Source organism: Streptomyces sp. B15, from assembly GCF_018070605.1.
GTDB classification, from domain to species: domain Bacteria; phylum Actinomycetota; class Actinomycetes; order Streptomycetales; family Streptomycetaceae; genus Streptomyces; species Streptomyces smyrnaeus.
In genome coordinates this window covers 1-22875 of sequence record NZ_JAGPXJ010000036.1, presented here as the reverse complement: position 1 = coordinate 22875, position 22875 = coordinate 1, and the positions used below count along the sequence as shown (strand labels likewise).

Below are 22875 nucleotides of genomic sequence, written 5' to 3'. Positions count from 1 at the left end.
AGACGGGCCGACGGCAGCACGGGCGATGTCCGTGTTTCGTAAGGAGGTGAAGTCTGGAATGTCCGGTATGGCTCCGTAGGGTGTGCGGCGTAGTCGAACCCGCCCGAAGGAGGCCACGCCCGTGCCCGGTGTCGATGTCGTACTTCCCTGCCTCGACGAGGAGCAGGCGCTGCCCTGGGTGCTGGAGCGGATCCCACCGGGCTGGCGGGCCATCGTCGTGGACAACGGTTCGACGGACGGTTCGGCGGCGACAGCGCGCGAGAGGGGCGCGACTGTCGTCTCAGAGCCCCGGCGCGGCTTCGGCGCCGCCTGCCACGCAGGGCTGACGGCCGCCGAGGCGGACATCGTCTGTTTCTGCGACTGCGACGCCTCTCTCGACCCCGGCCTGCTGGTGCCGTTCGTCGAGGCCGTGCGCGAGGGCCGCAGCGACCTGGTGCTGGGCCGCAGGCGCCCGCAGACGCGCGCTGCCTGGCCGGCGCACGCCCGCGCGGGCAATCTCGCGCTCTCCCGCATGCTGTACGCCCGTACCGGCGTCCGGCTGCACGATCTCGGCCCGCTGCGCGCCGCCCGCCGCGCGGACCTGCTGGCGCTCGAACTGTCCGACCGGCGCAGCGGATACCCGCTGCAGATGGTCGTACGGGCCGCCGACGCCGGCTGGCGGATCGAGGAGCGCGACGTGCCCTACCGCCCCCGCACCGGCAAGTCCAAGGTCACCGGGACCTGGCGCGGCACCTGGCACGCCGTACGCGACATGCGGACGGTGCTCCAGGAGCCCGCCGCCGCCGGAGAGGGGGTCGCCCGGTGACGCCGCCCTCCCGCCCCGCCGAGGGGACCACCACGCTGCTCGTCATCGCCAAGGAGCCGGTGCCAGGGAAGGTCAAGACCCGGCTGTGTCCGCCCTGTACGCCGCAGCAGGCGGCCCGGCTGGCCGCAGCCGCACTGCACGACACCCTGGAGGCCGTACGCGCCATGCCCGCCAGGCGCCGGGTGCTGGTGCTGTCGGGGCGGCCGGGCACCTGGCTGCCGGACGGTTTCGACGTCGTCCCGCAGCGCTCCGGCGGGCTGGACGAACGGCTCGCCGGAGCGTTCGCCGAAGCGGGCACCGGACCGGCGCTGCTCGTCGGCATGGACACCCCCCAGCTGACCCCCGCGCTGCTGGCGCCCGCACTCGGCCCGGACAGCTGGCAGGAGTGCGACGCCTGGTTCGGCCCGGCACTGGACGGCGGCTTCTGGGCGCTCGGTCTGGCCCGCCCCGATCCCGCACTGCTGCGCGGAGTTCCCATGTCCACCCCGACGACAGGACGGGCCCAGCTCGCCCGACTGGCGCACAAGGGACTGCGGGTGCGCCGACTGCCGCCGCTGCGCGACGTGGACACCGCCGAGGACGCCGCACAGGTCGCCGCCGAGGCCCCCGGCAGCCGGTTCGCCGCGACCGCCGCCGCACTCGCCGCACTGCGCCCCGAGCACGCCCCGGCCGTCCCCGCGAGCCGGACCCGCCCGAACAGCGCCGCAACGCACCGGACGGCCGCCCCATGACAGCCACCGCACACACCACGGGTCCGCCCACGACGACAGCCACGGCAACTGCTGCGGCAACTGCTGCGGCAACTGCTGCGGCAACTGCTGCGGCGAAAACGACGGTCGAAGCGACCGAAGCAGCCGAAACAGCCCGAGCAGCCGGAACGACCGACAACACGACCGACACCACCGACACGGCGGACACGGCAGCCGAAGCGATAGCGCCCTGGAACGCCGACCCGTACGCCGACGCGCTGCGCACCGGCCGGGGACCGTTGTTCCTGCGCCGCAGCGACGGCTGGCTGCTGCCGCTGGAGGTGGAGCGCTGGTGCGCGAGCGCGGACGCGGCCGACATGTCGGTGCTGCGCCGCTGCGAGGGCGCGGTGCTGGACGTGGGCTGCGGGCCGGGCAGGCTGGTCGCGGCCCTCTCCTCGCTCGGCCACCGGGTCCTGGGCATCGATGTGAGCCCGGCAGCCGTCGCCCGCACGGTCGGTCTCGGCGGTACGGCACTGCGCCGTTCGGTTTTCGACCCGCTGCCCGGCGAGGGCCGGTGGGGGAGCGTACTGCTGCTGGACGGCAACCTCGGCATCGGCGGCGACCCCGAGGCACTGCTGGAGCGCTGCGTCCGGCTCCTCGCCCCGCACGGACTGCTGCTGGCCGAGACCTCGCCCGTGGATGTGGACGAGCGGGCACAGGTGCGCATCGACGACGGGCGGGGCACGTGCCCCCACCCCGACGGGGGACAGCTGTTCCCCTGGGCCCGGCTGGGCACCCGCGCACTGCTGCGGTACGCACTGCCCGCCGGGTGGTCGGCGGCGGGTCAGTGGGAGTGCGGCGGGCGGTCTTTCGTCGCCCTGCGGCGCCCTTGAACCACCCGCCGCCGATGTCTCCTCTCGAACGCCGTCCGCGCGGCCAGCCAGATGCCGGAAACGGCGAACAGCGCGACCGTCAGCCACAGCCAGTGCATCGCATAGCCGTTGTTGCCCTCCGGCCGCCCGGTGACCTTTGCGTACCGGTCGGCCGGTCCGGTGATCAGCGGAAACCAGACCAACAGCAGCAGAAGGGAGAACAGGGCCGGAATCCGAAGGTGGTTCACGTACCGGCCCGCGAGCCTGGGCACCCGGTCGGCCACCGAGTACAGCGGCAGCAGCACCAGATCGTGCAGCAGCGCCGCGCCCAGGAACCATACGGCCACGCCCAGCCAGTCGTCCGCCAGCAGTCGTGCACCCGCGTAGGCGGTGAGCACGAACGAGGCCAGCAGCAGGGCGATCTGCAGCGGGCTGCCCATCGTGCGGCGCAGCCGTCCGGCGCCCCGTGCGGGCCCGGCCTCCATCCGGCCGCCCGCGGCGGGCCCCTGGGCCCGGCCCCTCATCGGTCCGCTCCGAACGCCAGCCGGTTCACCCATTTGGTGTTGTGCACACCGGGCGCCGCCGGGACGATGACGCGGGCCGGATAGCCGTGGTCGAGCGAGAGGTCCTCACCGCCCACCCGTAGCGCCAACAAAGACCGTGGATCGCGTACCTGGTTGTCCCGCAGGCCCGCGTGCCGGAACGCGCCGGAGCGCTGCAGCGAAGCGACGAAGACACCGGGCAGCCCGTCCCCGGGGTCGCAACCGGCCAGCTCCGCCAGGTCGCGCAGCCGGACACCGGTCCAGTGCTGGTCCGAGGTCGACCAGCCCTCCACGCAGGCGATGGGCAGCGCGGCGGAGTGCTGGGGCAGCGCCAGCAGTTCGGCCCGCGAGAAGCGCAGTCTGCGCCCGTGCGGGCCTTCGACGGTCAGCCGCCAGCGCTCACCGGCCTCCTCGCGGGTGACGCCGACAGCGGCGGCCGTCTTGTTGATCTGGAAGGCGTTCGCGCCGGTGCCGGGGTCGGGGCCGCCGTGCGGGGCCAGCAGCGCGGTACGGCGCAGTGGGCCGTCGAAGTTCTGCCCGACCGTCACACCCAGCAGCAGCACCGAGCCGCCGCCCACCGCGCCGAGCGCTCCGCGCCGCGTCAGCGTGGGGGCGGCCGGGCGAGGCGCGACCAGTCCGGTGTCGCGGTCCGGCTCGCGCACCCCCTCGTCCCCCCGCTGCCCGCCGCCGTGTCCCTCACCGGGCCCGTCGCGGTGTCCGTCACCGGGCCCGTCACGGTGTCCGTCGCGTCCTGCTCCTTTCCCGGCGCCCCGGCCCGAGGCGAAGTCGCGCGGTGCCCCCTCCCGCAGCACCTGCACGGCCTTCGGCAGCCGCAGCGCCACATGCACCACGAACGCGGCGAAGAAGACCCATGCGCCGTAGAAGTGCAGCGGGTAGAACGATCCGGGGAACAGGTAGTCGAGCTGCACGTTCAGCAGCCCCGTCACGAACTCGAACAGCACACCGCCGACGAGCAGCAGCAGCGAGATCCGCTCCAGCGCGTGCGCGGCGGAGCGGGCGGGCGGCATGGTGAACAACTTGGGGATGACGGACCACAGCTTCGCCAGCAGCACCGGCACCAGCACCACGCCGAGGGTGGTGTGCACTCCCTGGGTGAGCCGGTAGAGCCAGTGCGGATCGGTCGGCCAGGCGAACAGGTAGAAGCCGAGCAGCCCGCGATCCGGCGTGCGGTCGTTGGAGGGCGCCACATCCGGGTTGTAGGCGGCGTAGGACAACAGGCCGGTGACGAACAGCACGGTGACGCCCGCCAGCAGTACGACGCCGAGCACCGCCGTCAGCCATGGACCGCGCAGCGGACTGCGCCAGAAGCCGGGGTCCGACGGGAGCCGGGCGGAGTGCTGCCGGACGGACCGGAGCCGGGAGAGGGTGCGGTGATCGCCCATGGGGTGACGGTAAGCGCCGGTACGGCCCGGGAGGGGGAACCGACCCATGACGAAACGCTGACATCCTCCGCCGGTGGCCGCCGTGCGGCCCCGCGCGGCCTAACGTGCCCCTGTGCCTGTCGAACCCTCCGCGACCCGCCCCGGCCGCTCCGCGTCCCCCGACCGCCCGGAGCTCCCCGCCCGCCCCGACTCCTCCGGCCCCTCGGCCCCGGGTGCCGACCCCGCCGTACGCGGCCCCGGGCGCGGGCTGCGCGGCCCCGGGCGCGGGCGCGTGCGTGGGCTGCGGGATCTGGTGCCGGACGCCGGGGCCGTGGCGGTGGCCGGGGCGCTGGTGGCCCCGCCGTCGTCATCGGCGGGGCCATCGAGCGGGAGCACGGCACGCTGCGGGTGCACTGGCCGCCGTACTACGCCAAGCTCGAACCGCACCTGGGGCCGGGGTGCCCGGCCGCGCTGCTGGTCGCGGCAGCGGTGATCGGGTACGGGCCCGCGCTCGCGGCCCGGCTGCCCTGGCGCCGGCTGCTCGCGGCCGCCTGGGGCGCCTCGATGGCGTGGATCTGGTCGCTCGCCCTGGTGGACGGCTGGCACCGGGGCGTGGAGAACCAATTGACCTCCGCCTACGAGTACCTGCAGGAGGTCGACCGCTTCGGGGACGTGGGCGCGGCCCTGCGGACCTTCACCGACCACATCCTGCTGCACTCCCCCGACAACTGGGTTCCACATGTGGCCGGCCATCCGCCCGCCGCCGTGCTCACCTTCGTCGGGCTGGACCGCGTGGGGCTGGGCGGCGGCCCGTGGGCGTCCGCCTGGGTCATCACCGTCGGGTCGTCGGCCGCTGCCGCCGTACTGGTGGCGCTGCGTGCCCTGACCGGCGAGGAACTGGCGCGCAAGGCCGCCCCGTACCTCGTGCTGGCCCCCACCGCCGTGTGGGTGGGAGTGTCGGCCGACGGATACTTCACCGCGGTGGCCGCCTGGGCGCTCGCCCTGCTGGCCCTGTCCGCCCGGACGGGCGAGCGCGCCGTCCGAGCGCCGCGCACGGCGGCGCTCGGTGCCGGGCTGCTGTTCGGACTCACCTGTTACCTGTCGTACGGGCTCACCCTGTGCGCGCTTCTCGGCCTCACCGTCCTCGCACTGTCGCGCACCCTGCGGCCGCTCCCATGGGTGCTGGCGGGCGTCGCAGCAGTGGCCACCGTCTTCACCTTCGCGGGCTTCAACTGGTGGGAGGGGTACCAGCTGCTGACCGAGCGCTACTACCAGGGCGCCGCCCGCATCAGGCCGTACAGCTACTGGGTGTGGGCCAATCTCGCCTGCGCGGTGACGGCTGTCGGGCCCGCGGTGGTGGCCGGGACGCGGCGGGCACTGGTCGCCGGTACGACGGCGGGGCGGCGGGCGGCGGCACTGTGGCGGGAGCGGCACGCGGTGTGCGACCCCCCGAACGAGGGGCACCGCAGCCGTGACCGGCTCGCCGTACTGGTGCTGGCGGCCCTGCTGACGATCGCTGTCGCCGATCTGTCCGGCATGAGCAAGGCGGAGACCGAACGGATCTGGCTGCCCTTCCTCACCTGGCTGCTGCCCGCTGCCGTGCTGCTGCCCCACCGGGGGGCCCGGTACTGGCTGACGGCCCAGGCGGCGACCGCGCTGGCGGTCAACCATCTGCTGCTGACCGGCTGGTGAGGCCTCAGTCCGGCTGCCTTGCGGCCCGGAAGCGGGCCTGTCCCTCGCCGAGGTCCACGACAGGGTCCGGGTAGTCGAGCGAGGCCCGCTCGGCGGCGGGCAGCCGCCACGGCTGATGCACGGCCGCGCCCTGGATGTGCGCCAGTTCGGGGACCCAGCGGCGCACATAGACGCCCTGAGGGTCGCAGGTGCGGGCCTGGGTGAGCGGGTTGAGGACCCGGTTGGGCCGGGTGTCGGTGCCGGTTCCCGCCGCCCACTGCCAGTTCAGCTGGTTGTTGGCGATGTCGCCGTCCACCAGATGGGCGAGGAAGTGTGCGGCGCCGATGCGCCAGTCCACATAGAGCGTCTTGGTGAGGAAACCGGCCGCAAGCAGCCGCGCCCTGTTGTGCATCCACCCCTCGTGCAGCAGTTGCCGCATACCGGCGTCCACCAGCGGATAGCCCGTACGGCCCGCCCGCCAGGCGTCGACCTCCTGTGCCGCGGCACCGCCGCCACGGTCGGTCCGCCAGCGGTCACCGCGCGGGCGGTAGTCGGCGTGCGCGGCCCGAGGGCGGGCCGCCAGCACCTGGTGGTGGAAGTCCCGCCAGGCGAGCTGCCGTACGAACTCGTCGGCGCCCGCCCCGCCCTTGGCCGCCGCCTCGTGAGCGAGCTCGACGGGGGAGAGGGAGCCGAAGTGCAGATGCGGGGAGAGCCGGGAGGTGGCGTCGGCGCCGAGATCGCTCTGGCCGCCGTCCCGCTGCCCGTACCGGTCGAGCCCGCCCTTGCGTCGCCAGGATGCCCACCGCTCCCGCCCCGCGCGCTCACCGCCGCGTGCGAGCCCCGGCGCCGTACCGCGCACGTCCTGTCCGCGGGGCAGCGGGAGCGACCCCACCGCTTCGGGCACCCGGACGGTACGCGGGGCGGCGAGCGGGGACCGCCGTCCTGCCCGGGCCCAGCGCCGGAAGTACGGGGTGAAGACGGCGAAGTGGTCCCGTCCTCCGGTGGGGGTGAGCGTGCCGGGGGCGACCACGGTGGTCACCGCGTCGTGCACCCGCAGCGCACACCCCACCTCCTCCAGGGCCGTACGCAGTCGCGTCTCGCGCCGCTGCGCGTAGTCGCTGACACCCGCCGCGATGTGCACCTCGCGGGCATCGCACTCGCGCACCAGCCGCGCCGTCTCCGTCGCCGGGTCACCGGAGCGCACCACGAGCCGGCCACCGCGCTCGCGCAGCCCCTCGTCCAGGGTGGTGAGGCAGTCGGCGAGGAAGGCCCGCCGGTTGGGCACGGCGAAACCCGACTGCTCGATGGCGCGGTCCCGCACGAACAGCGGCACCACCGCCTCGGCACCGGCCAGCGCGGCGTGCAGCACGGGGTTGTCGCGCAGCCGTAGATCGGAGGTGAAAAGGGCCACGGAGACGGCGGGCAGGGCGGCGGAGGGGGGCACACGGTCCCCAACTCCCGCACGGGCCAAGGCGTTACGCACGGCAGCGCCGAGCCGATTGTCAGACCTCGCGCCTAGGCTGGCCGACCAGTCGCTTCAGCAGGACTGGCCAGGTGCGGGGCGCCTGGCCAGGGACCGAGGAGAGCAAACACATGCCGGCTCAGACCATCCCGCTCGTACCCGCCGACAGCCACGATGTGATCGAGGTGCGGGGTGCGCGGGAGAACAATCTCGCGAACGTCTCCCTCGATCTGCCCAAGCGCAGGCTGACGGTCTTCACCGGAGTCTCGGGATCGGGCAAGTCGTCGCTGGTGTTCGGCACGGTCGCGGCCGAGTCCCAGCGGCTGATTAACGAGACGTACACCGCTTTCATCCAGTCGTTCATGCCGAGCCTGGGCCGCCCCGAGGTGGACAGCCTGCGCAACCTGAGCGCGGCGATCGTCGTGGACCAGGAGCGGATGGGCGCCAACTCCCGCTCCACGGTGGGCACCGCCACGGATGCCTTCACCATGCTGAGGATCATCTACAGCCGGCTGGGCACCCCGCACATCGGTACCTCGACGGCGTTCAGCTTCAACAGCACGGAGGGCATGTGCGCCGAGTGCGAGGGGATGGGCGAGACCACGACCATCGACATCGACCAGGTCGTCGACCGGGAGCTGTCCGTACGCGAGGGCGCGGTCACCGCTCCGGGTTTCGCCGTGGACAGCTGGTTCTGGCAGGTGATGGTCAACTGCGGCTTCTTCGACCCGGACAAGAAGATCCGCGACTTCACCCAGCAGGAGTGGGACGGACTGCTGTACCAGCCGACGACGAAGGTCAAGGTCGGCACCACGAACCTCACCTACGACGGTCTGATCCCCCGCATCCAGCGCATCTATCTGTCCAAGGACCGCGAGGCGATGCAGGCCCACATCCGGGAGTTCACCGACCGGGCCGTCGTCTACGCCGACTGCTCGGCGTGCGGCGGCAGCCGACTCAGCCAGGCGGCGCTCTCCTCGAAGATCGACGGCGTGAACATCGCCGACTGCGCCCGCATGCAGATCAGCGACCTCGCCCCGTTCGTGCGCGGATTGAGCGATCCCTCCGTGGCGCCGATGCGCGACACGCTGTGCCAGACACTCGACTCGCTGGTCGACATCGGCCTGGGCTATCTGAGCCTGGACCGGCCCGCCGGCACGCTGTCCGGCGGTGAGGCGCAGCGCGTCAAGATGGTCCGCCATCTCGGCTCCAGCCTCACCGACGTCACCTACGTCTTCGACGAGCCCACCATCGGCCTGCACCCGCACGACATCCAGCGGATGAACGACCTGCTGCTGCTCCTGCGCGACAAGGGCAACACGGTGCTGGTGGTCGAGCACAAGCCTGAGGTCATCGCCATCGCGGACCATGTCGTCGACCTCGGCCCCGGCGCGGGCACCGACGGCGGCCGGATCTGCTACGAGGGGGACGTTCCGGGGCTGCGTGCCTCCGGCACCCTCACCGGCCGCCATCTGGGCCACCGGGCCCGGTTGCGCGAGACGGTACGGGAACCCAAGGGCAGGGTCGAGATCCGGGGCGCCGATCGGCACAACCTCAAGAACGTCGATGTGGACATACCGCTGGGCGTGCTGACGGTCGTCACCGGTGTGGCGGGCTCCGGCAAGAGCTCGCTGATCCACGGCTATCTGTCCGGGCGGGACGGCGTACTGGTGGCCGACCAGTCACCGATCCGCGGCTCGCGCCGCAGCAATCCGGCGACCTACACGGGGCTGCTGGGCCCGATCCGTACGGCCTTCGCCAAGGCCAACGGCGTCAAGGCGGCGCTGTTCTCGGCGAACTCGGCGGGCGCCTGCCCCAACTGCAACGGAATCGGGCTCGTCTACACCGACCTGGCGATGATGGCGGGGGTCGCCTCGGTGTGCGAGGAGTGCGAGGGCAAGCGCTTCACACCTGAGGTGCTGGGGTACACGCTGCGCGGGAAGAACATCAGCGAGGTGCTGGCCATGTCGGTGGCCGAGGCCCACGAGTTCTTCCCCACCGGCCAGGCGGCGACGATCCTCGGCCGGCTGGCCGACGTGGGTCTGAGCTATCTGCGGCTGGGCCAGCCGCTGAACACCCTCTCGGGCGGCGAGCGCCAGCGGCTCAAGCTGGCCATCCACATGGCGGAGAAGGCCGCCGTCTACGTCCTGGACGAGCCGACGACCGGGCTGCACATGGCCGACGTCGACCAGCTGCTGGCCCTGTTGGACCGGCTGGTCGAGGACGGCAACTCGGTGGTGGTCATCGAGCACCACCAGGCGGTGATGGCCCACGCCGACTGGATCATCGACCTGGGTCCGGGTGGCGGCCACGACGGCGGCGAGGTCCTGTTCACCGGCCCTCCGGCCGAACTCATCGCCTCGGCCGGCACGCTGACCGCCCAGCATCTGCGCGAGTACGTGGGAGAGGAGGGCGGGCAGTCCGGCACCTGAGCGGGGAGCGCCGCCCTGGCGCGGCGGCCGAGGTCACCAGGAGGGCCGTGCCGACACCCCGCCGTCCAGCACCAGATCGTGGCCGTTGATCCAGCGGGCCCGTGGTGAGGCGAGGAAGACGCAGGCATCGCCCACCTCTTCCGCCGTCCCCAGACGGCCGTCCGGGGCCGCCGCCCGCCAGCGCCGTACGCCCTCCGGCCACTGCTCCTCGATGCCGTCCCGCTCCACCAGACCAGGTGAGACGGTGTTCACCCGCACCCCGAGCGGCCCGTATTCCAGCGCGGCTGCCCGGGCGTGCGTGACGACGGCGGCCTTGGAGACGGCGTAGTGCGCGTGCCCCGGCGCGGGCTGCGCCGCCTCGATGGAGGCGATGTGCGTGATGCTGCCGCCGCCCTGCTCGGCGAGCAGCGGTGCCGCCGCCTGGGTGCAGGCGAAGACGCTGGAGAGGTTGGTGTCGACCACCGCGCGCCACTCCTCGGCAGTCATCCCCCGCAGCGGGCGTACGGGCTGCACGCCGGCGTTGTTGACCAGCGCGCCGATGCCCCTGCCATGCCACCGGGCGGCCTCCTCGACGACGGCGCGGCAGCCGTCCTCGGTGGCCAGTTCGCCGTGCACGGCGCGAGCCGTGCCGCCCGCCTGCTCGATCAGCTCGACCGTCCGCCGCGCCCCTGCCGTGTCGCTGCGGTAGTGCACCGCCACCGGGGCGCCCGCCGCGGCGAACCGGAGTGCGACACCGCGCCCGATTCCGCCGGATGCGCCGGTCACCAACACGGTGCGCCGCTCCGCCTCGGGCGGGGGTTCCGCCGGGCTCATCGGGCCAGCTCCCGGATGAGCCGCGCGTGCCGCGGATAGGCCCGGGCGAGCGCCTCCGCGTCCCCGTGCTCATAGCCCGCGTCGGTGTAGCCGGGCGCCATCGTGCAGCCGAACAGCGTCCACGCCCCGCCCGACCGGTCGGCCTCGTCCGCCCCGGACGCCATGACCCGGGCGCCCATCCAGGTGCCCGCCGGTACGGTCAGCTGCACCTGGTGCCCGGCGCCGAGCACATCGGGCCCGAGCACGGGAGTGTCGACGGCCGCCGTGCCCTCGGGTGGGAGCAGCAGCAGCTGGAGCGGTGCGCCGAGGTAGTAGTGCCAGACCTCGTCGTTCGACAACCGGTGCAGCGCGCAGTAGTCGTCGGGTGCGTCGGTCAGCAGCATCACGATCGCGGAGCCCTCCGGCCGGCCGTCGCTCCGTTCGGGTCCTGCCCACAGCCGGCGGAACCGGCCGCCCTCGCGTGGCAGCGGCTCCAGCCCGAAGTGCGCGGCCAGTGCCTCGGCTGTGGCGCGCGCCTCATCTCTCCTCTCACGTCGCATCCTTCAGCCCTGCCCTCATGGGGCACACGTCATGCGCCCTCCATGCGCCCCCTGCCCACACCACGACACCGCGCTATCACTCGGACGGGTGAGATCGAGGCACTGAGGGGTTCGGTGTCCGCACTCACGCCTCAGCGTCCTCACGACGTGCTTAGAGTGCATATGTTCGGCCCCGGACCCCGGCCGAACGGCCGTGTCGCCGCAGGCGCACGGACCACACCGGCCTCGGCGCCGCATCTGCACGGCCCGATCGGCCGCCCCGCCGTATGCCGTACCACCGCACCGCACCACCGCACGTCATATCGCCGTATCGCCGCATCGCCGTACCGCCGCACCGCCGCACCGCCGTGCTGCTCGTCAGTGGAAGGGGTCTCCATGGTCGCCGTCCCGCGCTCCGACACCCCGGGTCACGCCCGGTTCCGGACCGTACGCGCAAGGGGCGAACTGGACATCGCGACACTGCCCGAGCTGGAGACCGACCTCCTCCGGGCCCTCTCGGACGCCGAGCCGCCCCGGGTCGTGGTGGACATGCGGGAGGTGACGTTCCTGGACTGCTCGGTGGTGCGGGTCCTGCTGCGGGCCCGTTCCACGGCGCTCTCCCGGGCCGGCTGGCTGGTGCTGGTGTGCGCGCACGTGCCGGTCGGCAGGTTGCTGCGACGGCTGGAACTGGAGCACCACCTGCCCCGCTACCCGACACCCGACGCGATCGACACGGCGCTGGTCCCGGCAGAGGACGCCAACTGACGGCGTAGCCGGAATCCCCCGAACCCCCACCATCCGGTCGCTCCGACCCCGGGACCACAACGACCACAACGACCAATACTTTTCTTGCCGTACGAGGGCAGACACCGCCCCGCCACCCAGGCAGCATGTGGGCCTCCCCCACCCCCGTCCCCCGGACTGCCCTGGAAAGGCGGTGTTCCGCGTGCGTACGCGCGCCCTTCTCTCCCCCCTGGCAGCCGCGGTCGTCGTGCTGCTCGTACCGCCGCTGATCACCTCAGGCAGCGGCGCAACGAGCGGCACGAACATCCCCGGCCTGCGCTTCATGGTGCCCAACACCCCCGGCGGCGGCTACGACATCACCGCCCGTACGGCCGCCAAGAACGCCGAGGACGCCGGGCTCAACCACAACATCGAGGTGTTCAACCTGCCCGGCGCCGGCGGCACCGTCGGCCTCAGCCGCCTCGTCAACGAGCGCGGCAACGGCAAGCTGACGATGTCCATGGGGCTCGGCGTGGTCGGCGCCGTCCACACCAACCACGCGCCCTCCACACTCGCCGACGCGACACCCGTCGCCCGGCTGACGGAGGAGCCCGACATCGTGGTCGTCGCCAAGAACTCCAAGTACAAGACCTTCCAGCAGCTCCTCGCCGACTGGAAGAAGCACCCGCGGTCCATGCCCGTCGGCGGCGGCTCCTCACCGGGCGGCCCCGACCATCTCGCGCCCATGCTGATGGCCCGCGCGGCCGGCATCAAGACGAAGTCGGTCAACTACGTGCCCTTCGACGGCGGCGGCGAACTGCTGGCCTCCGTACTGGGCGGCAAGGTGAAGTTCGGCGTCTCCGGACTGGGCGAGTACCGCGACCAGATCAAATCCGGCGAGCTGCGGCTGCTCGCCGTCACCGGACCGGAGCGCGTCAAGGGCTTCGACGCACCCACCCTCAAGGAGTCGGGCGTGGACGTGTCGTTCACCAACTGGCGCGGCATGATGGCGCCGCCCGGCCTGACCGACGCCGAACGGGACAAGCTGATCCACTTCATGAGCGAGCTGCGTCGCTCGAAGGAGTGGCGTGAGTCGCTGCGCAAGAACGGCTGGGACGACGCCTGGCTCCCCGGCGACAAGTACGGCCGCTTCCTCAAGAGCGAGAACGAGCGCGTGGACTCCGTTCTGAAGGAGCTGGGACAGTGAGCACGGCGAACGACACCGGAACCCCGCGCCCGGACGAGCGCCCCCGGCCCACCGGTCTGCGTGCCTACTCCGAACTGGGCGTGTGCGGCCTGCTGCTGGCCGTCGGCATCCTCGTCCTGACCGACGCGCTCACCATGGAGACGGTCGCCTCGGCACGCGGCCCCGTAGGCCCCCGCACGGTGCCCCTCGTCGTCGGTACGGCGCTGCTCGTCGTCGCCGTCCTGCTCGCGGTGGACGTTCTGCGCGGCGGGCGCGGCGAGGCGGAGGGCGGCGAGGACGTCGATCTGGCCGAGCCGGCCGACTGGCGGACGGTCGCGCTGCTCGCGGGCGTCTTCCTGGCCTTCGCCGCGCTGATCGACCCGCTCGGCTTCCCCGTCGCCGGCGCGCTGCTCTTCTGGGGCTCGGCCTTCGCGCTGGGCAGCCGCACCCACGCCCTCACCCGCGACCCGCTGATCGCCGCCGGGCTCTCCCTCCTCACCTATACCGTCTTCCACCTCCTCCTCGGTGTTCAGCTGCCGGGTGGACCGCTGATGGGAGTGATGTAACCGATGGACTCCGTCAACTCCCTGATCGACGGCTTCGGAACCGCCCTGACCCCCCTCAACCTGCTGTGGGCGGCGGTAGGCGTCCTGCTGGGCACCGCCATCGGCGTACTGCCGGGCATCGGACCGGCGATGGCCGTCGCCCTGCTGCTGCCCGTCACCTACGGGCTCGACCCGACGGCCGCCTTCATCATGTTCGCCGGGATCTACTACGGCGGCATGTTCGGCGGCTCGACGACCTCCATCCTGCTCAACACTCCCGGGGAGAGCGCGGCGGTGATCGCCGCCATCGAAGGCAACCCGATGGCCAAGGCGGGCCGCGGCTCCCAGGCGCTCGCCGCCGCGGCCGTCGGCCACTTCGCCGGTGGCATGATCGGCACGATCCTGCTCGTCGTCCTCGCCCCGACCGTGGCGAACCTGGCCGTCGACATCGGCGCCCCGGACTACTTCGCGATCATGGTGCTGGCCTTCATCGCCGTCACCTCCGTCCTCGGCTCCTCCCGCGTCCGCGGCTTCGCCTCCCTGCTGATCGGCCTGACCCTCGGGCTCGTCGGCCTGGACCAGATGACCGGCCAGCAGCGGCTGACGTTCGGCAGCCTCCAGCTCTCGGACGGCATCGACGTCGTGATCGTCGCCGTCGGTCTCTTCGCCATCGGCGAGGCGCTGTGGGTCGCCGCGCATCTGCGGCGCGGAACCGGCCCCTCGATCCCGGTCGGCCGCCCCTGGCTGGGCCGCGACGAACTGCGGCGCACCTGGAAGCCGTGGCTGCGCGGCCCGCTGATCGGCTTCCCGTTCGGCGCGATCCCCGCCGGCGGCGCGGAGATCCCCACCTTCCTCTCCTACATCACCGAAAAGCGGCTCTCCAAGCACCGGAAGGAGTTCGGCAAGGGCGCCATCGAGGGCGTCGCCGGACCGGAGTCCGCCGCCTCCGCGTCGGCAGCCGGCACCCTCGTCTCGATGCTGACCCTCGGGCTGCCGACCACCGCCGTCGCCGCGGTGATGCTCGCCGCGTTCCAGCAGTACGGCATTCAGCCGGGCCCCCTGCTCTTCGACCGCGAGCCCGAACTGGTGTGGGGCCTGATCGCCTCACTCTTCGTGGGCATGGTCATGCTGCTCGTCCTGAACCTGCCGCTGGCACCGGTCTGGTCGAAGCTGCTGCGCGTACCGCGCCCCTACCTGTACGCCGGCATCCTCTTCTTCGCGGCGGTCGGCGCCTACGCGGTGGGCGGCGAGGCCATCGACGTGGTGATCCTGCTCGTCATCGGCCTCATCGGCCTGATGATGCGGCGCTACGGGCTGCCCGTGCTCCCCGCGATCATCGGGGTCATCCTGGGCCCCAACGCGGAACAACAACTGCGCAGGGCGCTCCAGATCAGCGACGGCAGCGTCACCGGACTGGTCAACACCCCGTTCGCCGTCACGGTGTACGTGGTGATCGCGGCGCTGCTCGCATGGCCGCTGCTGAAGCGCCTGCTGCCCTTCCACCGCCGCACCCCGACCCCGACCCCGACCCCGCCTCCCGAAGCCTGATCACCGCCCCGCCCTCGTCGTAGTCGTACGGCCCCGCGTACGGACCGTCTTGCGGCCCCTGGGGCGCTGCTGCCGGGTGCGCCGAGGGGCCCTGGGGCGCCTGGTGGTGACCGGGGGCCTGGTGATGTCCGGGCGCCTGGTGGTGTCCGGGCGCCTGGTGGTGTCCGGGCGCCTGGTGTCCCTGGGGAGCCGCACCGGTGCCGTACGGGGCGCCCTGCGGCGGGCCCTGCGGAGCTCCTTGCGGAGCGCCGCCGGTGCCGCCGTACGGGACCTCCGGGGGAAGCGGGCGGCCGACGCCGTAGGGGGAGCCGGGAGGCATCGGGCCCTCGGGCCCCTGGCCGGGGCCGGTGCCGGGGCCGTGGCCACCGGGGCCGTAACCCTGCTGGCCGTACCCCTGGCCGTGGTCCTGCTGTCCCTGCCCCTGCCCCTGCCCGTGGCCGGCATTCGGGGCGTATGCGTTCGGGGCGCCCGGGTGCCGGCCCTGAGCGCCGTAGCCGGGAGCGCCGTAGGGGGCGGCGGGGGTGCCCGGCGCGCCCGGTGCGCCCGGCGCCGGGGGGTGGTTCCCCGCGTGGACGGGGGCGTCCGCGGCGGCGTCCTCGGCGGGCGAGTCGCCCTTGCGGCGGCTCCGCAGGTACTCGACCACGATGGGGACGACGGACAGCAGCACGATGCCGACCAGGATCTTCTCGATGTGCTGATGCACCAGGTCGATCTGTCCGAGCCCCGCGCCGAGCAGAGTGACGCCCGCACCCCACAGGGTGCCGCCGACGATGTTGAAGATGACGAAGGACCGGTACCGCATCCCGCTGACACCGGCGATGATCGGCGTGAACGTCCGCACGATCGGCACGAACCGGGCCAGCACCAGCGACTTCGGCCCGTGCTTCTCGAAGAACTCGTGCGCCTTCTCGACGTTCTCCTGCTTGAAGAACCGTGAGTCCGGCCGCTTGAAGAGCGTGGGCCCCACCTTCTTGCCGAACATGTATCCGACCTGATCGCCCAGCACGGCGGCGAGCACGATCAGCAGGCACATCAGCCACAGCGGCATGTGCAGCTGGTCGGTCACGATCAGCAGGCCCGTGGTGAACAGCAGCGAGTCGCCGGGCAGGAAGAAGCCGATGAGCAGGCCCGACTCCGCGAAGACGATCGCCAGGATCCCGACCGGGCCGAAGGTCTGGATCAGGAAGTCCGGATCCAGCCAGCTGGGTCCTAGTGCGAGGTTGGTCACGGAAGGCTCCTGATCAGGGGCGCGGGGCTGGATGTCTCCCGGCCGGTGGCCGGCGAGGCGCGGAGACGGCACGCGGGCGGTGTCGGACGCTACACGCTACCAACGCGGGTCCACTCCCCATGCGTTCCCGAGCCACCAGTGCCGGTGCGGTACCCGTGCGCCACGGCCGGGAAGACATCCGCAGCAGCACCGACACCGCGCACACAGCGGCACCGGCAGAACACGCACAGGCGTTCCCTCCGGGCCCGGCGCCCGCTAACTTCCCTCTCACCGAGTCCGCGCGTCCGTATGCCGGACGCTCCGGACCGGAACGCCGAGAGCACCGCAGAGCACAGCACCGCACCTCGGAGCACAGAAAAGCACAGCCCAGCCCAGCTCAGCACCGCAGAGCACCAGAGAGCCCAGAGCACCACACGTCGAACAGCCGTTCCCCGAAAGGACCACGACTGTGTCCGTACCGCTCCGCTCCGCCCGCTCCCCGCACACGCTGCGCAGGAGATCCATGGCGGCGCTCGCCGCCACCGCCCTGGCCACCCCGCTGCTCCTCGCTTCGTCCACGGCAGCCACCGCCACCGAGCCGTCCGCCCCGCGCCCCCTCGCCAAGTCCCCGAAACCGGTCAAGCAGTCCGCGAAAGAGGCCGACAAGCTGGCCAGAAAGCTGGTCCGGCGCACCAGCGGGCGCGGGGCCATGAAGCATCTGACGGCCCTCAGCGCCATCGCCAAGCTCAGCGACGGTCACCGGGGCGCGGGCTCCAAGGGCCACGACCGCTCCGCGCGCTACGCCGGGGCCCTGCTCAAGGCGGCCGGCTACAAGGTCACGTACCAGAAGTTCGAGTTCACCTACCGTGAGACGCTCGCCGAGAAGCTCAAGGTGCTCGGCGAGGACCAGCGTGACGTCCCCATCACGCTGATGACGTACACGAAGAGCACCCCGGAGGGCGGCATCGAGGCGCCCGTCACGGCGGTACCGGTCGACGCCGACGGCTCCAGCGGGTGCGAGGCCGGCGACTACGCCCAGGGCGCGTACGACGACAGGATCGCGCTGATCAAGCGGGGCGGCTGCTCGTTCGCGCAGAAGCAGGCCGCCGCCGCCGACGCGGGCGCGGTCGGCGCGGTGATCTACAACAACGAGGGCGGCGCGCTCAACGGCACCCTCGGCAGCCCGGACGCCGCCCGCATCCCCACCGGCGGCATCACCGAAGCGGACGGCGAAGCACTCGCCGAGCAGGTCGCCGAGGGCCGCTCCTCCGACGTCGTCGTCAATCTGGAGGTGCGGGAGCACCAGGAGCAGCGCACCACCCACAATGTGCTCGCCGAGACACGCGGCGGCGACCCGGACAACACGGTGATGCTCGGCGCCCACCTCGACTCCGTCCCCGAGGGCCCCGGCATCAACGACAACGGCTCCGGCTCGGCAGGCATTCTGGAGGCGGCTCTGCAGCTGGCCAGGGCCGACCACAAGGGCAAGCACGCCAACAAGGTCCGCTTCGCGCTGTGGAGCGCCGAGGAACTGGGCCTGCTCGGCGCCGAGCACTACGTGGAGCAGCTGCCCGCCGCCGAGCGCGCGAAGATCTCGCTCTATCTGAACTTCGACATGATCGCGAGCCCGAACTACGGACTGTTCGCCTACGACGGCGACGACTCGGACAGCACGGGCGCCGGCCCCGGCCCGGAGGGCTCGGCGACGCTGGAGAAGGACCTGGTGGACTTCCTCGCCACCCGCGGCGCGACCACCCAGGGCTCCGACTTCACCGGCCGCTCCGACTACGGTCCGTTCATCGAGGCCGGCATCCCCGCCGGTGGCACGTTCACCGGCGCCGAGGGGATCAAGACCGCCGAGCAGCAGAAGCTGTGGGGCGGCACGGCGGGAGCGGCGTACGACGGCTGCTACCACCAGGCCTGCGACACCCTGAAGAACATCAACACCCGCGCGTTCGATCTCAACGTCAAGGCCATCGCCAACGCGGTCGGTCACTACGCCTGGGACACCAGCGGACTGCCCCACGGCAGTGACCGCCCGGCCGCCGCGCGCCTGACCACCCCCGAGACCGAGGCCGACACCGGCAGCGACTCGGGCTCGGGCTCCGGCTCCGGCTCCGGCTCCGGCTCCGACCCGGCATCCCGCCCGGTCACCGGGCCGTACAAGGGCGCACACCTCATCCGCTGATCCGCCGACCCGTGCAACAACGCGCCCCGTTGTCCACAGCCTGTGGACAACGGGGCGTCGATCGACTGGGCTCGCGACGGGCACACCACCGGGCCCGCAGGCAAGCGCTCTTCACCGTCCACCTACGGCCTGCCCACCTTCTCCCCACTCAACCGGAGATCATCCGGATTGCACCAGCGGCGCAGGGCTGCGCCCGGTACCGGTGGCCCGGTAGGCTTTCCGTGTGATCTTCAAGCGAATCGGAAACGGGCGGCCGTACCCCGACCACGGCCGGGAGAGCACCCGTCAGTGGGCGGATGTGGCCCCGCGCCCGGTGCGCCTTGACCAGCTCGTCACCACCAAGGGCCAGCTCGACCTGGAGACTCTGCTCGCGGAGGATTCGACGTTCTACGGCGACCTGTTCGCCCACGTCGTGAAGTGGCAGGGCGACCTGTACCTGGAGGACGGGCTGCATCGCGCGGTGCGCGCGGCGCTCCAGCAGCGCCAGGTGCTGCACGCCCGCGTCCTCGAACTGGACTGAGCCGCGTCCTCGAACCGGGCCGAAGCAGGCCGAAGCGCACGCTCGGGACACACACATTCCCCCGTTCGGGTACGTGTTTGTAGGCGTATCGAGGAGCCATTGATCATCTAGTAGGCAGTTCAGCCTGCGGCCACTACCCTGCGCACATGAGCATGCTCACTCCCCCAGGGCTGGGCGGGCAGTACCGCATCAGGGGTGACCGTTACCCGCGGATGCGCAGGCCACGCAGGCGGGGGCGGATCATCGCCGCCTCACTCGCCTCGGGGCTGGCCGTCGCGGTACTCGGATGGGGCACGCTCCAGTTCGTCGACATCTTCTCCGGAGGCGACCCCGGCCCCGGCAAGGCCGCCGCCGGCCGCCCGGCCGAACACGCGAAGTGCGCCTCCCCGGCCGCCACCGCGAAGGCCGCCGCCGGCGGCAGGAACGCGGCCGGCGGCGACGGTCTCCCCGAGCCCGGCGAGATCACCGTCAACGTCCTCAACGCCACCTCGCGCAGCGGCCTGGCCAAGGACACCGCCGAGGAGCTGAAGAAGCGCGGCTTCAAGATCGGCAAGGTCGCGAACGCCCCCGCGGAGTTCGATCAGAAGGTCGAAAAGGCGGGCGTCCTCATCGGTGCCCCCGGCGCGACGACGTCGGACCGCCTGCAGGTGCTGGGCACCCAGCTGGAGGACACCAGGACCCGGTACGACGAGCGCGACGGCAAGGACATCGATCTCGTCCTCGGCAAGGGCTTCGAGCGCCTGGCGAAGAAGAAGGCGGCCACTGCGGCCCTCGCCGAGCTGACCGGCTCCTCGCCCCGGCCGGGCAAGTCCGCCCCGGCCTCCGGAGCCACCTGCTGAGCGGCCCCTCTTCCACGGTCACGGCCCGGCCCGCCCGGCGCCCGACCGGACCTCCCTGCCGTGCGGGTCCTCCCGCCCTGCCCGGGGTCCCGCCTTTACCCCTGCCTCGCCCTACCCGGCCGTCCCGTACATCCGGTCGCCGGCGTCGCCCAGGCCCGGCACGATGAAGCCCTGCTCGTTGAGGCGCTCGTCCACCGAGGCGGTCACCACGGTCACCGGCGTACCGGCCAGATCCCGCTCCATGACCTCGACGCCCTCGGGCGCCGCGAGCAGACACAGCGCGGTCACGTCGTCGGCGCCGCGCCGGATCAGCTCCTTGATGGCGGCGACCAGTGTGCCGCCGGTGGCCAGCATCGGGTCCAGCACGTAGACCTGGCGCCCGGACAGGTCGTCGGGCATGCGGTTCGCATACGTCGAGGCCTGCAGGGTGTGCTCGTCGCGGATCATTCCGAGGAAGCCGACCTCGGCCGTCGGCAGCAGCCGCACCATGCCCTCCAGCATGCCGAGGCCGGCCCTGATGATCGGCACCACCAGGGGACGCGGCCGGGAGAGCTGCACGCCGGTGGTCTCGGTCACCGGTGTGGTGATCCCGACCTCCTCGACGCGTACGTCGCGGGTGGCCTCGTACGCGAGCAGCGTCACCAACTCGTCCGCGAGACGGCGGAAGGTCGGTGAGTCGGTGCGCGCGTCGCGCAGGGTGGAGAGCTTGTGCGCGACCAGGGGGTGGTCGACGACGTGGATCCGCATGGTTCGACAGTATCCGAGGCCGCGCACGGTGGAACCCGCCGGTACCCGAAGCGGTGCGCCCTGCTGTCGGCCGCCCACGTCCGCCCTGCGGCCGGTCCACGTCTACCCCTCTTCGCCCGTACGCCCCCAAGTACGCCCCCGCATGCGCCCGTACGCGTCTGTGCAGGCGCGTACACGGGGCACCCGGATACGCCGGGGCGCACTGGCGTACACCGGGCGGACCAGGGAAAGTGGGCAAGTACACCGGAGGTGTGCATATGTCAGAGCCACGTGAGCCCGGGCAGCAGACGCGCCGGCAGCCGGGACAGATCTCCCGGCCCCGTCGGGAAGCGGACTTCCGCGCGGCCCAGGACCGCCGCACGGATACCCGTGCGGATCTCCGCGCGAACCCGCGTACCGACGTCCGCGCAGATCCACGTATCGACGTCCGCAGGGAACCGCGTACCGATGCCCGCCCAGATCTGCGCACGGGTCCGGGCACGGGTCCGCGTCCAGGTCGGGGTCCGGGGCCGGGTCCGGACCTGCGTACGGATTCGCATGTCCGTACGGACCCCGACCACCGCGCGAGCCCCGGCACGGGCACGGACCGCCGCCCGGACGGCGACCGCAGCGGGGACACCGAGCGGCTGCGCCGCCGCGCCCGCTTCCTCCGCGAGCTGAACGAGGCGAAAGAGCTGCGCGAGCGTGTCCACCCGCGCCGCTCACGGGCGGCCCGCAGGCGCCGGCAGGCGCTGCGGATGCGCACGTTCCGCTGGTGAGCCGGAGCCGCGGGAGCAGGCCGGAACAGGGCCGCTGCCAGGTTGCCGCCGCGCCGGGCGGCCCCCGGCCCCCACAGCTGTGAGTCGCAAGATGTCACAGTGAGTCGTCGCAGGCGAGCGCCTGGGTAAACGTTCGGGCAACAGTCGGGGAAACAGCGCGACGACGCACTGTCGAAGACCCTTCGCACGGCGCGGGTTTCTGCCACGATTCCGATGGGGCGGGGGCATGGTCCTCGTCAGCACTCGGGCACATCTTGAATCAGTGGGAGAGTCACGGTGTATTTCGCCGCGCTGCTCGCGCGCACCGAAGACGGGTGGGAAGCGAGCGACACAGAGCTGGACGATGTGGAAACCCTGGCCGACCTGGCCGACCTGGCCCGGGAGGCCACGACAGACGACGAGACGGTGCTGGTCTGCATCGAGCAGGACGGTGAGTGGTTCGGTGTCGTCCGCGTGGACGGCGAGGACGACCCGCGCGTGTTCGTCTCGGACGCGGCGGCGGCGATGCGCAGCTCGTACGGCGAGATACTGCTCTCGGACGAGCTGCTCGGCCGCCAGCCGGAAGACCCGTCGGCCCTCGACCAACTCGTGGACCTGGACGGTACGAAGGAAGGGGAACCGGAGGGCAGCGAGGACGACGACGGAGCGGCCGAACGCGCAGCGGCGACCGAGGCGGAGACCGCCCCCGCGGGGCCGCTGGGCGACGCGGAACTCCTCTCCGACCTCGGGATGGAAGAGAAGGTACTGCTCTCGCTCTCTCCCGAGGACGCACTGAGCGAGGTCGCCGACGCGCTCGGCTGCACAGATGTACTGGAGGCCGTCCGCTGAGCCATCACACCCCAGGCGCGACACTGTCACCATGACCCCCGCGCACGACGACCGGCCGACCGCCGCGTCCCCCCGCCCAGGTCCGGAGATCCCCCCGGACCTGGGCGCCTGCCCCGAGGGCGGCCTCGAAGGCGACCCCGTACGCGACCCCTGGCACGAGCCCATGCGGCTGGCGCTCGCGGAAGCCGCACAGGCGCCCGGGACGGGGGACGTGCCGGTCGGCGCCGTGGTCCTGGGACCGGACGGCGCGGTGCTCGGCCGGGGCCACAACGCCCGTGAGGCGTACGGGGATCCGACGGCGCACGCCGAGATACTCGCCCTGCGCGCCGCCGCCCACACCCTGGGCGGCGGCGACTGGCGGCTGACGGGCTGCACCCTCGTCGTCACCCTGGAGCCGTGCACGATGTGCGCGGGCGCCGCGGTACTCGCCCGGGTCGACCGCGTCGTCTACGGCGCGCTCGACACCAAGGCCGGCGCCGCGGGCTCCCTCTGGGACGCCCTGCGCGACCGCCGCCTCAACCACCGCCCCGAGGTCATCAACGGCGTACTGGCACGCGAGTGCGCCACCCTCCTCACCGACTTCTTCCGCCCCACCGATCC

The 22875-nt window shown here is 72.4% G+C and carries 21 protein-coding genes and 1 pseudogene; 15 read left to right on the top strand and 7 right to left on the bottom strand.

Features of this window, described 5'->3' with window-relative positions:
- Positions 1-121 precede the first annotated feature (121 nt).
- Genes KBY19_RS17970 through KBY19_RS17960 form a run of 3 tightly spaced genes read left to right on the top strand, consistent with a single transcriptional unit; the run spans position 122 to position 2387 of the window.
- The gene (locus tag KBY19_RS17970) at positions 122-805 is read left to right on the top strand and encodes a glycosyltransferase family 2 protein (RefSeq protein ID WP_180289683.1); all 684 of its coding nucleotides are present in this window, start codon (positions 122-124) and stop codon (positions 803-805) included.
- Positions 802-1536: a DUF2064 domain-containing protein gene (locus KBY19_RS17965; RefSeq protein ID WP_099882519.1), complete on the top strand. Its 735-nt coding sequence runs from the start codon at positions 802-804 to the stop codon at positions 1534-1536. Before KBY19_RS17970 ends, KBY19_RS17965 begins: the two co-directional genes overlap by 4 nt.
- Positions 1533-2387: a bifunctional 2-polyprenyl-6-hydroxyphenol methylase/3-demethylubiquinol 3-O-methyltransferase UbiG gene (locus KBY19_RS17960; protein ID WP_247691106.1), complete on the top strand. Its 855-nt coding sequence runs from the start codon at positions 1533-1535 to the stop codon at positions 2385-2387. Before KBY19_RS17965 ends, KBY19_RS17960 begins: the two co-directional genes overlap by 4 nt.
- On the opposite strand, the gene KBY19_RS17955 is transcribed toward KBY19_RS17960, so the two are convergent.
- Together KBY19_RS17955 and KBY19_RS17950 are read right to left on the bottom strand one after the other, a co-directional pair.
- Entirely contained in the window at positions 2339-2806 is a 468-nt protein-coding gene (locus tag KBY19_RS17955) for a hypothetical protein (RefSeq protein ID WP_247691113.1), read from the bottom strand. The two genes, KBY19_RS17960 and KBY19_RS17955, sit on opposite strands and share 49 nt — an antisense overlap.
- 80 nt (positions 2807-2886) lie before the next feature.
- Entirely contained in the window at positions 2887-4311 is a 1425-nt protein-coding gene (locus tag KBY19_RS17950; RefSeq protein ID WP_210966162.1) for a molybdopterin-dependent oxidoreductase, read from the bottom strand.
- 289 nt (positions 4312-4600) lie between these two features.
- On the opposite strand from KBY19_RS17950, the pseudogene KBY19_RS17945 reads away from it, so the two are divergent.
- Positions 4601-5982: pseudogene (locus KBY19_RS17945) on the top strand (hypothetical protein).
- A gap of 4 nt (positions 5983-5986) precedes the next feature.
- On the opposite strand, the gene KBY19_RS17940 reads toward KBY19_RS17945, so the two are convergent.
- On the bottom strand, positions 5987-7405 hold the full coding sequence (locus KBY19_RS17940; protein WP_307843542.1) for a deoxyribodipyrimidine photo-lyase: 1419 nt from the start codon (positions 7403-7405) through the stop codon (positions 5987-5989).
- A 149-nt stretch (positions 7406-7554) separates the two neighbouring features.
- Here KBY19_RS17940 and KBY19_RS17935 point away from each other — a divergent pair, with 149 nt between their 5' ends.
- Positions 7555-9855, top strand: a complete 2301-nt coding sequence (locus KBY19_RS17935; protein WP_099882529.1) for an excinuclease ABC subunit UvrA — start codon at positions 7555-7557, stop codon at positions 9853-9855.
- Positions 9856-9888: 33 nt separating this feature from the next.
- Here KBY19_RS17935 and KBY19_RS17930 read toward each other — a convergent pair whose 3' ends face one another.
- Together KBY19_RS17930 and KBY19_RS17925 are read right to left on the bottom strand one after the other, a co-directional pair.
- Positions 9889-10668, bottom strand: coding sequence for an SDR family NAD(P)-dependent oxidoreductase (locus tag KBY19_RS17930; protein WP_099882531.1), 780 nt, complete (start codon positions 10666-10668; stop codon positions 9889-9891).
- Positions 10665-11207 carry a cupin domain-containing protein gene (locus KBY19_RS17925; RefSeq protein ID WP_099882533.1) on the bottom strand — a complete coding sequence of 181 codons (543 nt, stop codon included), beginning with the start codon at positions 11205-11207 and terminating at the stop codon, positions 10665-10667. Before KBY19_RS17925 ends, KBY19_RS17930 begins: the two co-directional genes overlap by 4 nt.
- 375 nt (positions 11208-11582) lie before the next feature.
- On the opposite strand from KBY19_RS17925, the gene KBY19_RS17920 reads away from it, so the two are divergent.
- The 4 genes from KBY19_RS17920 to KBY19_RS17905 all read left to right on the top strand — a co-directional run bounded on the left by KBY19_RS17920 (position 11583) and on the right by KBY19_RS17905 (position 15188).
- Positions 11583-11951, top strand: coding sequence for an STAS domain-containing protein (locus KBY19_RS17920; RefSeq protein WP_185017525.1), 369 nt, complete (start codon positions 11583-11585; stop codon positions 11949-11951).
- Between the two features lie 181 nt (positions 11952-12132).
- Positions 12133-13116, top strand: coding sequence for a tripartite tricarboxylate transporter substrate binding protein (locus tag KBY19_RS17915; RefSeq protein ID WP_099886616.1), 984 nt, complete (start codon positions 12133-12135; stop codon positions 13114-13116).
- Positions 13113-13661 carry a tripartite tricarboxylate transporter TctB family protein gene (locus KBY19_RS17910; protein WP_099882538.1) on the top strand — a complete coding sequence of 183 codons (549 nt, stop codon included), beginning with the start codon at positions 13113-13115 and terminating at the stop codon, positions 13659-13661. Before KBY19_RS17915 ends, KBY19_RS17910 begins: the two co-directional genes overlap by 4 nt.
- A gap of 3 nt (positions 13662-13664) precedes the next feature.
- Positions 13665-15188, top strand: coding sequence for a tripartite tricarboxylate transporter permease (locus KBY19_RS17905; RefSeq protein ID WP_210966161.1), 1524 nt, complete (start codon positions 13665-13667; stop codon positions 15186-15188).
- Here KBY19_RS17905 and KBY19_RS36560 read toward each other — a convergent pair.
- Positions 15076-16416: a VTT domain-containing protein gene (locus tag KBY19_RS36560; protein WP_307843541.1), complete on the bottom strand. Its 1341-nt coding sequence runs from the start codon at positions 16414-16416 to the stop codon at positions 15076-15078. The two genes, KBY19_RS17905 and KBY19_RS36560, sit on opposite strands and share 113 nt — an antisense overlap.
- 502 nt (positions 16417-16918) lie before the next feature.
- Here KBY19_RS36560 and KBY19_RS17895 point away from each other — a divergent pair.
- The 3 genes from KBY19_RS17895 to KBY19_RS17885 all read left to right on the top strand — a co-directional run bounded on the left by KBY19_RS17895 (position 16919) and on the right by KBY19_RS17885 (position 19942).
- On the top strand, positions 16919-18583 hold the full coding sequence (locus KBY19_RS17895) for a M28 family metallopeptidase (protein WP_210966175.1): 1665 nt from the start codon (positions 16919-16921) through the stop codon (positions 18581-18583).
- Between the two features lie 223 nt (positions 18584-18806).
- Complete coding sequence (locus tag KBY19_RS17890) at positions 18807-19103, top strand: type II toxin-antitoxin system VapB family antitoxin (protein ID WP_003999914.1); 297 nt, start codon at positions 18807-18809, stop codon at positions 19101-19103.
- A 146-nt stretch (positions 19104-19249) separates the two neighbouring features.
- Complete coding sequence (locus tag KBY19_RS17885; protein ID WP_185017531.1) at positions 19250-19942, top strand: LytR C-terminal domain-containing protein; 693 nt, start codon at positions 19250-19252, stop codon at positions 19940-19942.
- Positions 19943-20053: 111 nt separating this feature from the next.
- Here KBY19_RS17885 and upp read toward each other — a convergent pair whose 3' ends face one another.
- Entirely contained in the window at positions 20054-20689 is a 636-nt protein-coding gene (upp, locus tag KBY19_RS17880; protein WP_099882546.1) for a uracil phosphoribosyltransferase, read from the bottom strand.
- 257 nt (positions 20690-20946) lie between these two features.
- On the opposite strand from upp, the gene KBY19_RS17875 reads away from it, so the two are divergent.
- From KBY19_RS17875 to tadA, 3 genes are all read left to right on the top strand, one after another.
- Positions 20947-21447, top strand: a complete 501-nt coding sequence (locus tag KBY19_RS17875; protein ID WP_099882548.1) for a hypothetical protein — start codon at positions 20947-20949, stop codon at positions 21445-21447.
- Between the two features lie 276 nt (positions 21448-21723).
- On the top strand, positions 21724-22275 hold the full coding sequence (locus KBY19_RS17870) for a hypothetical protein (RefSeq protein ID WP_210966160.1): 552 nt from the start codon (positions 21724-21726) through the stop codon (positions 22273-22275).
- Between the two features lie 31 nt (positions 22276-22306).
- A partial coding sequence (tadA, locus tag KBY19_RS17865) for a tRNA adenosine(34) deaminase TadA (RefSeq protein ID WP_210966159.1) occupies positions 22307-22875 on the top strand: 569 nt, incomplete at its 3' end.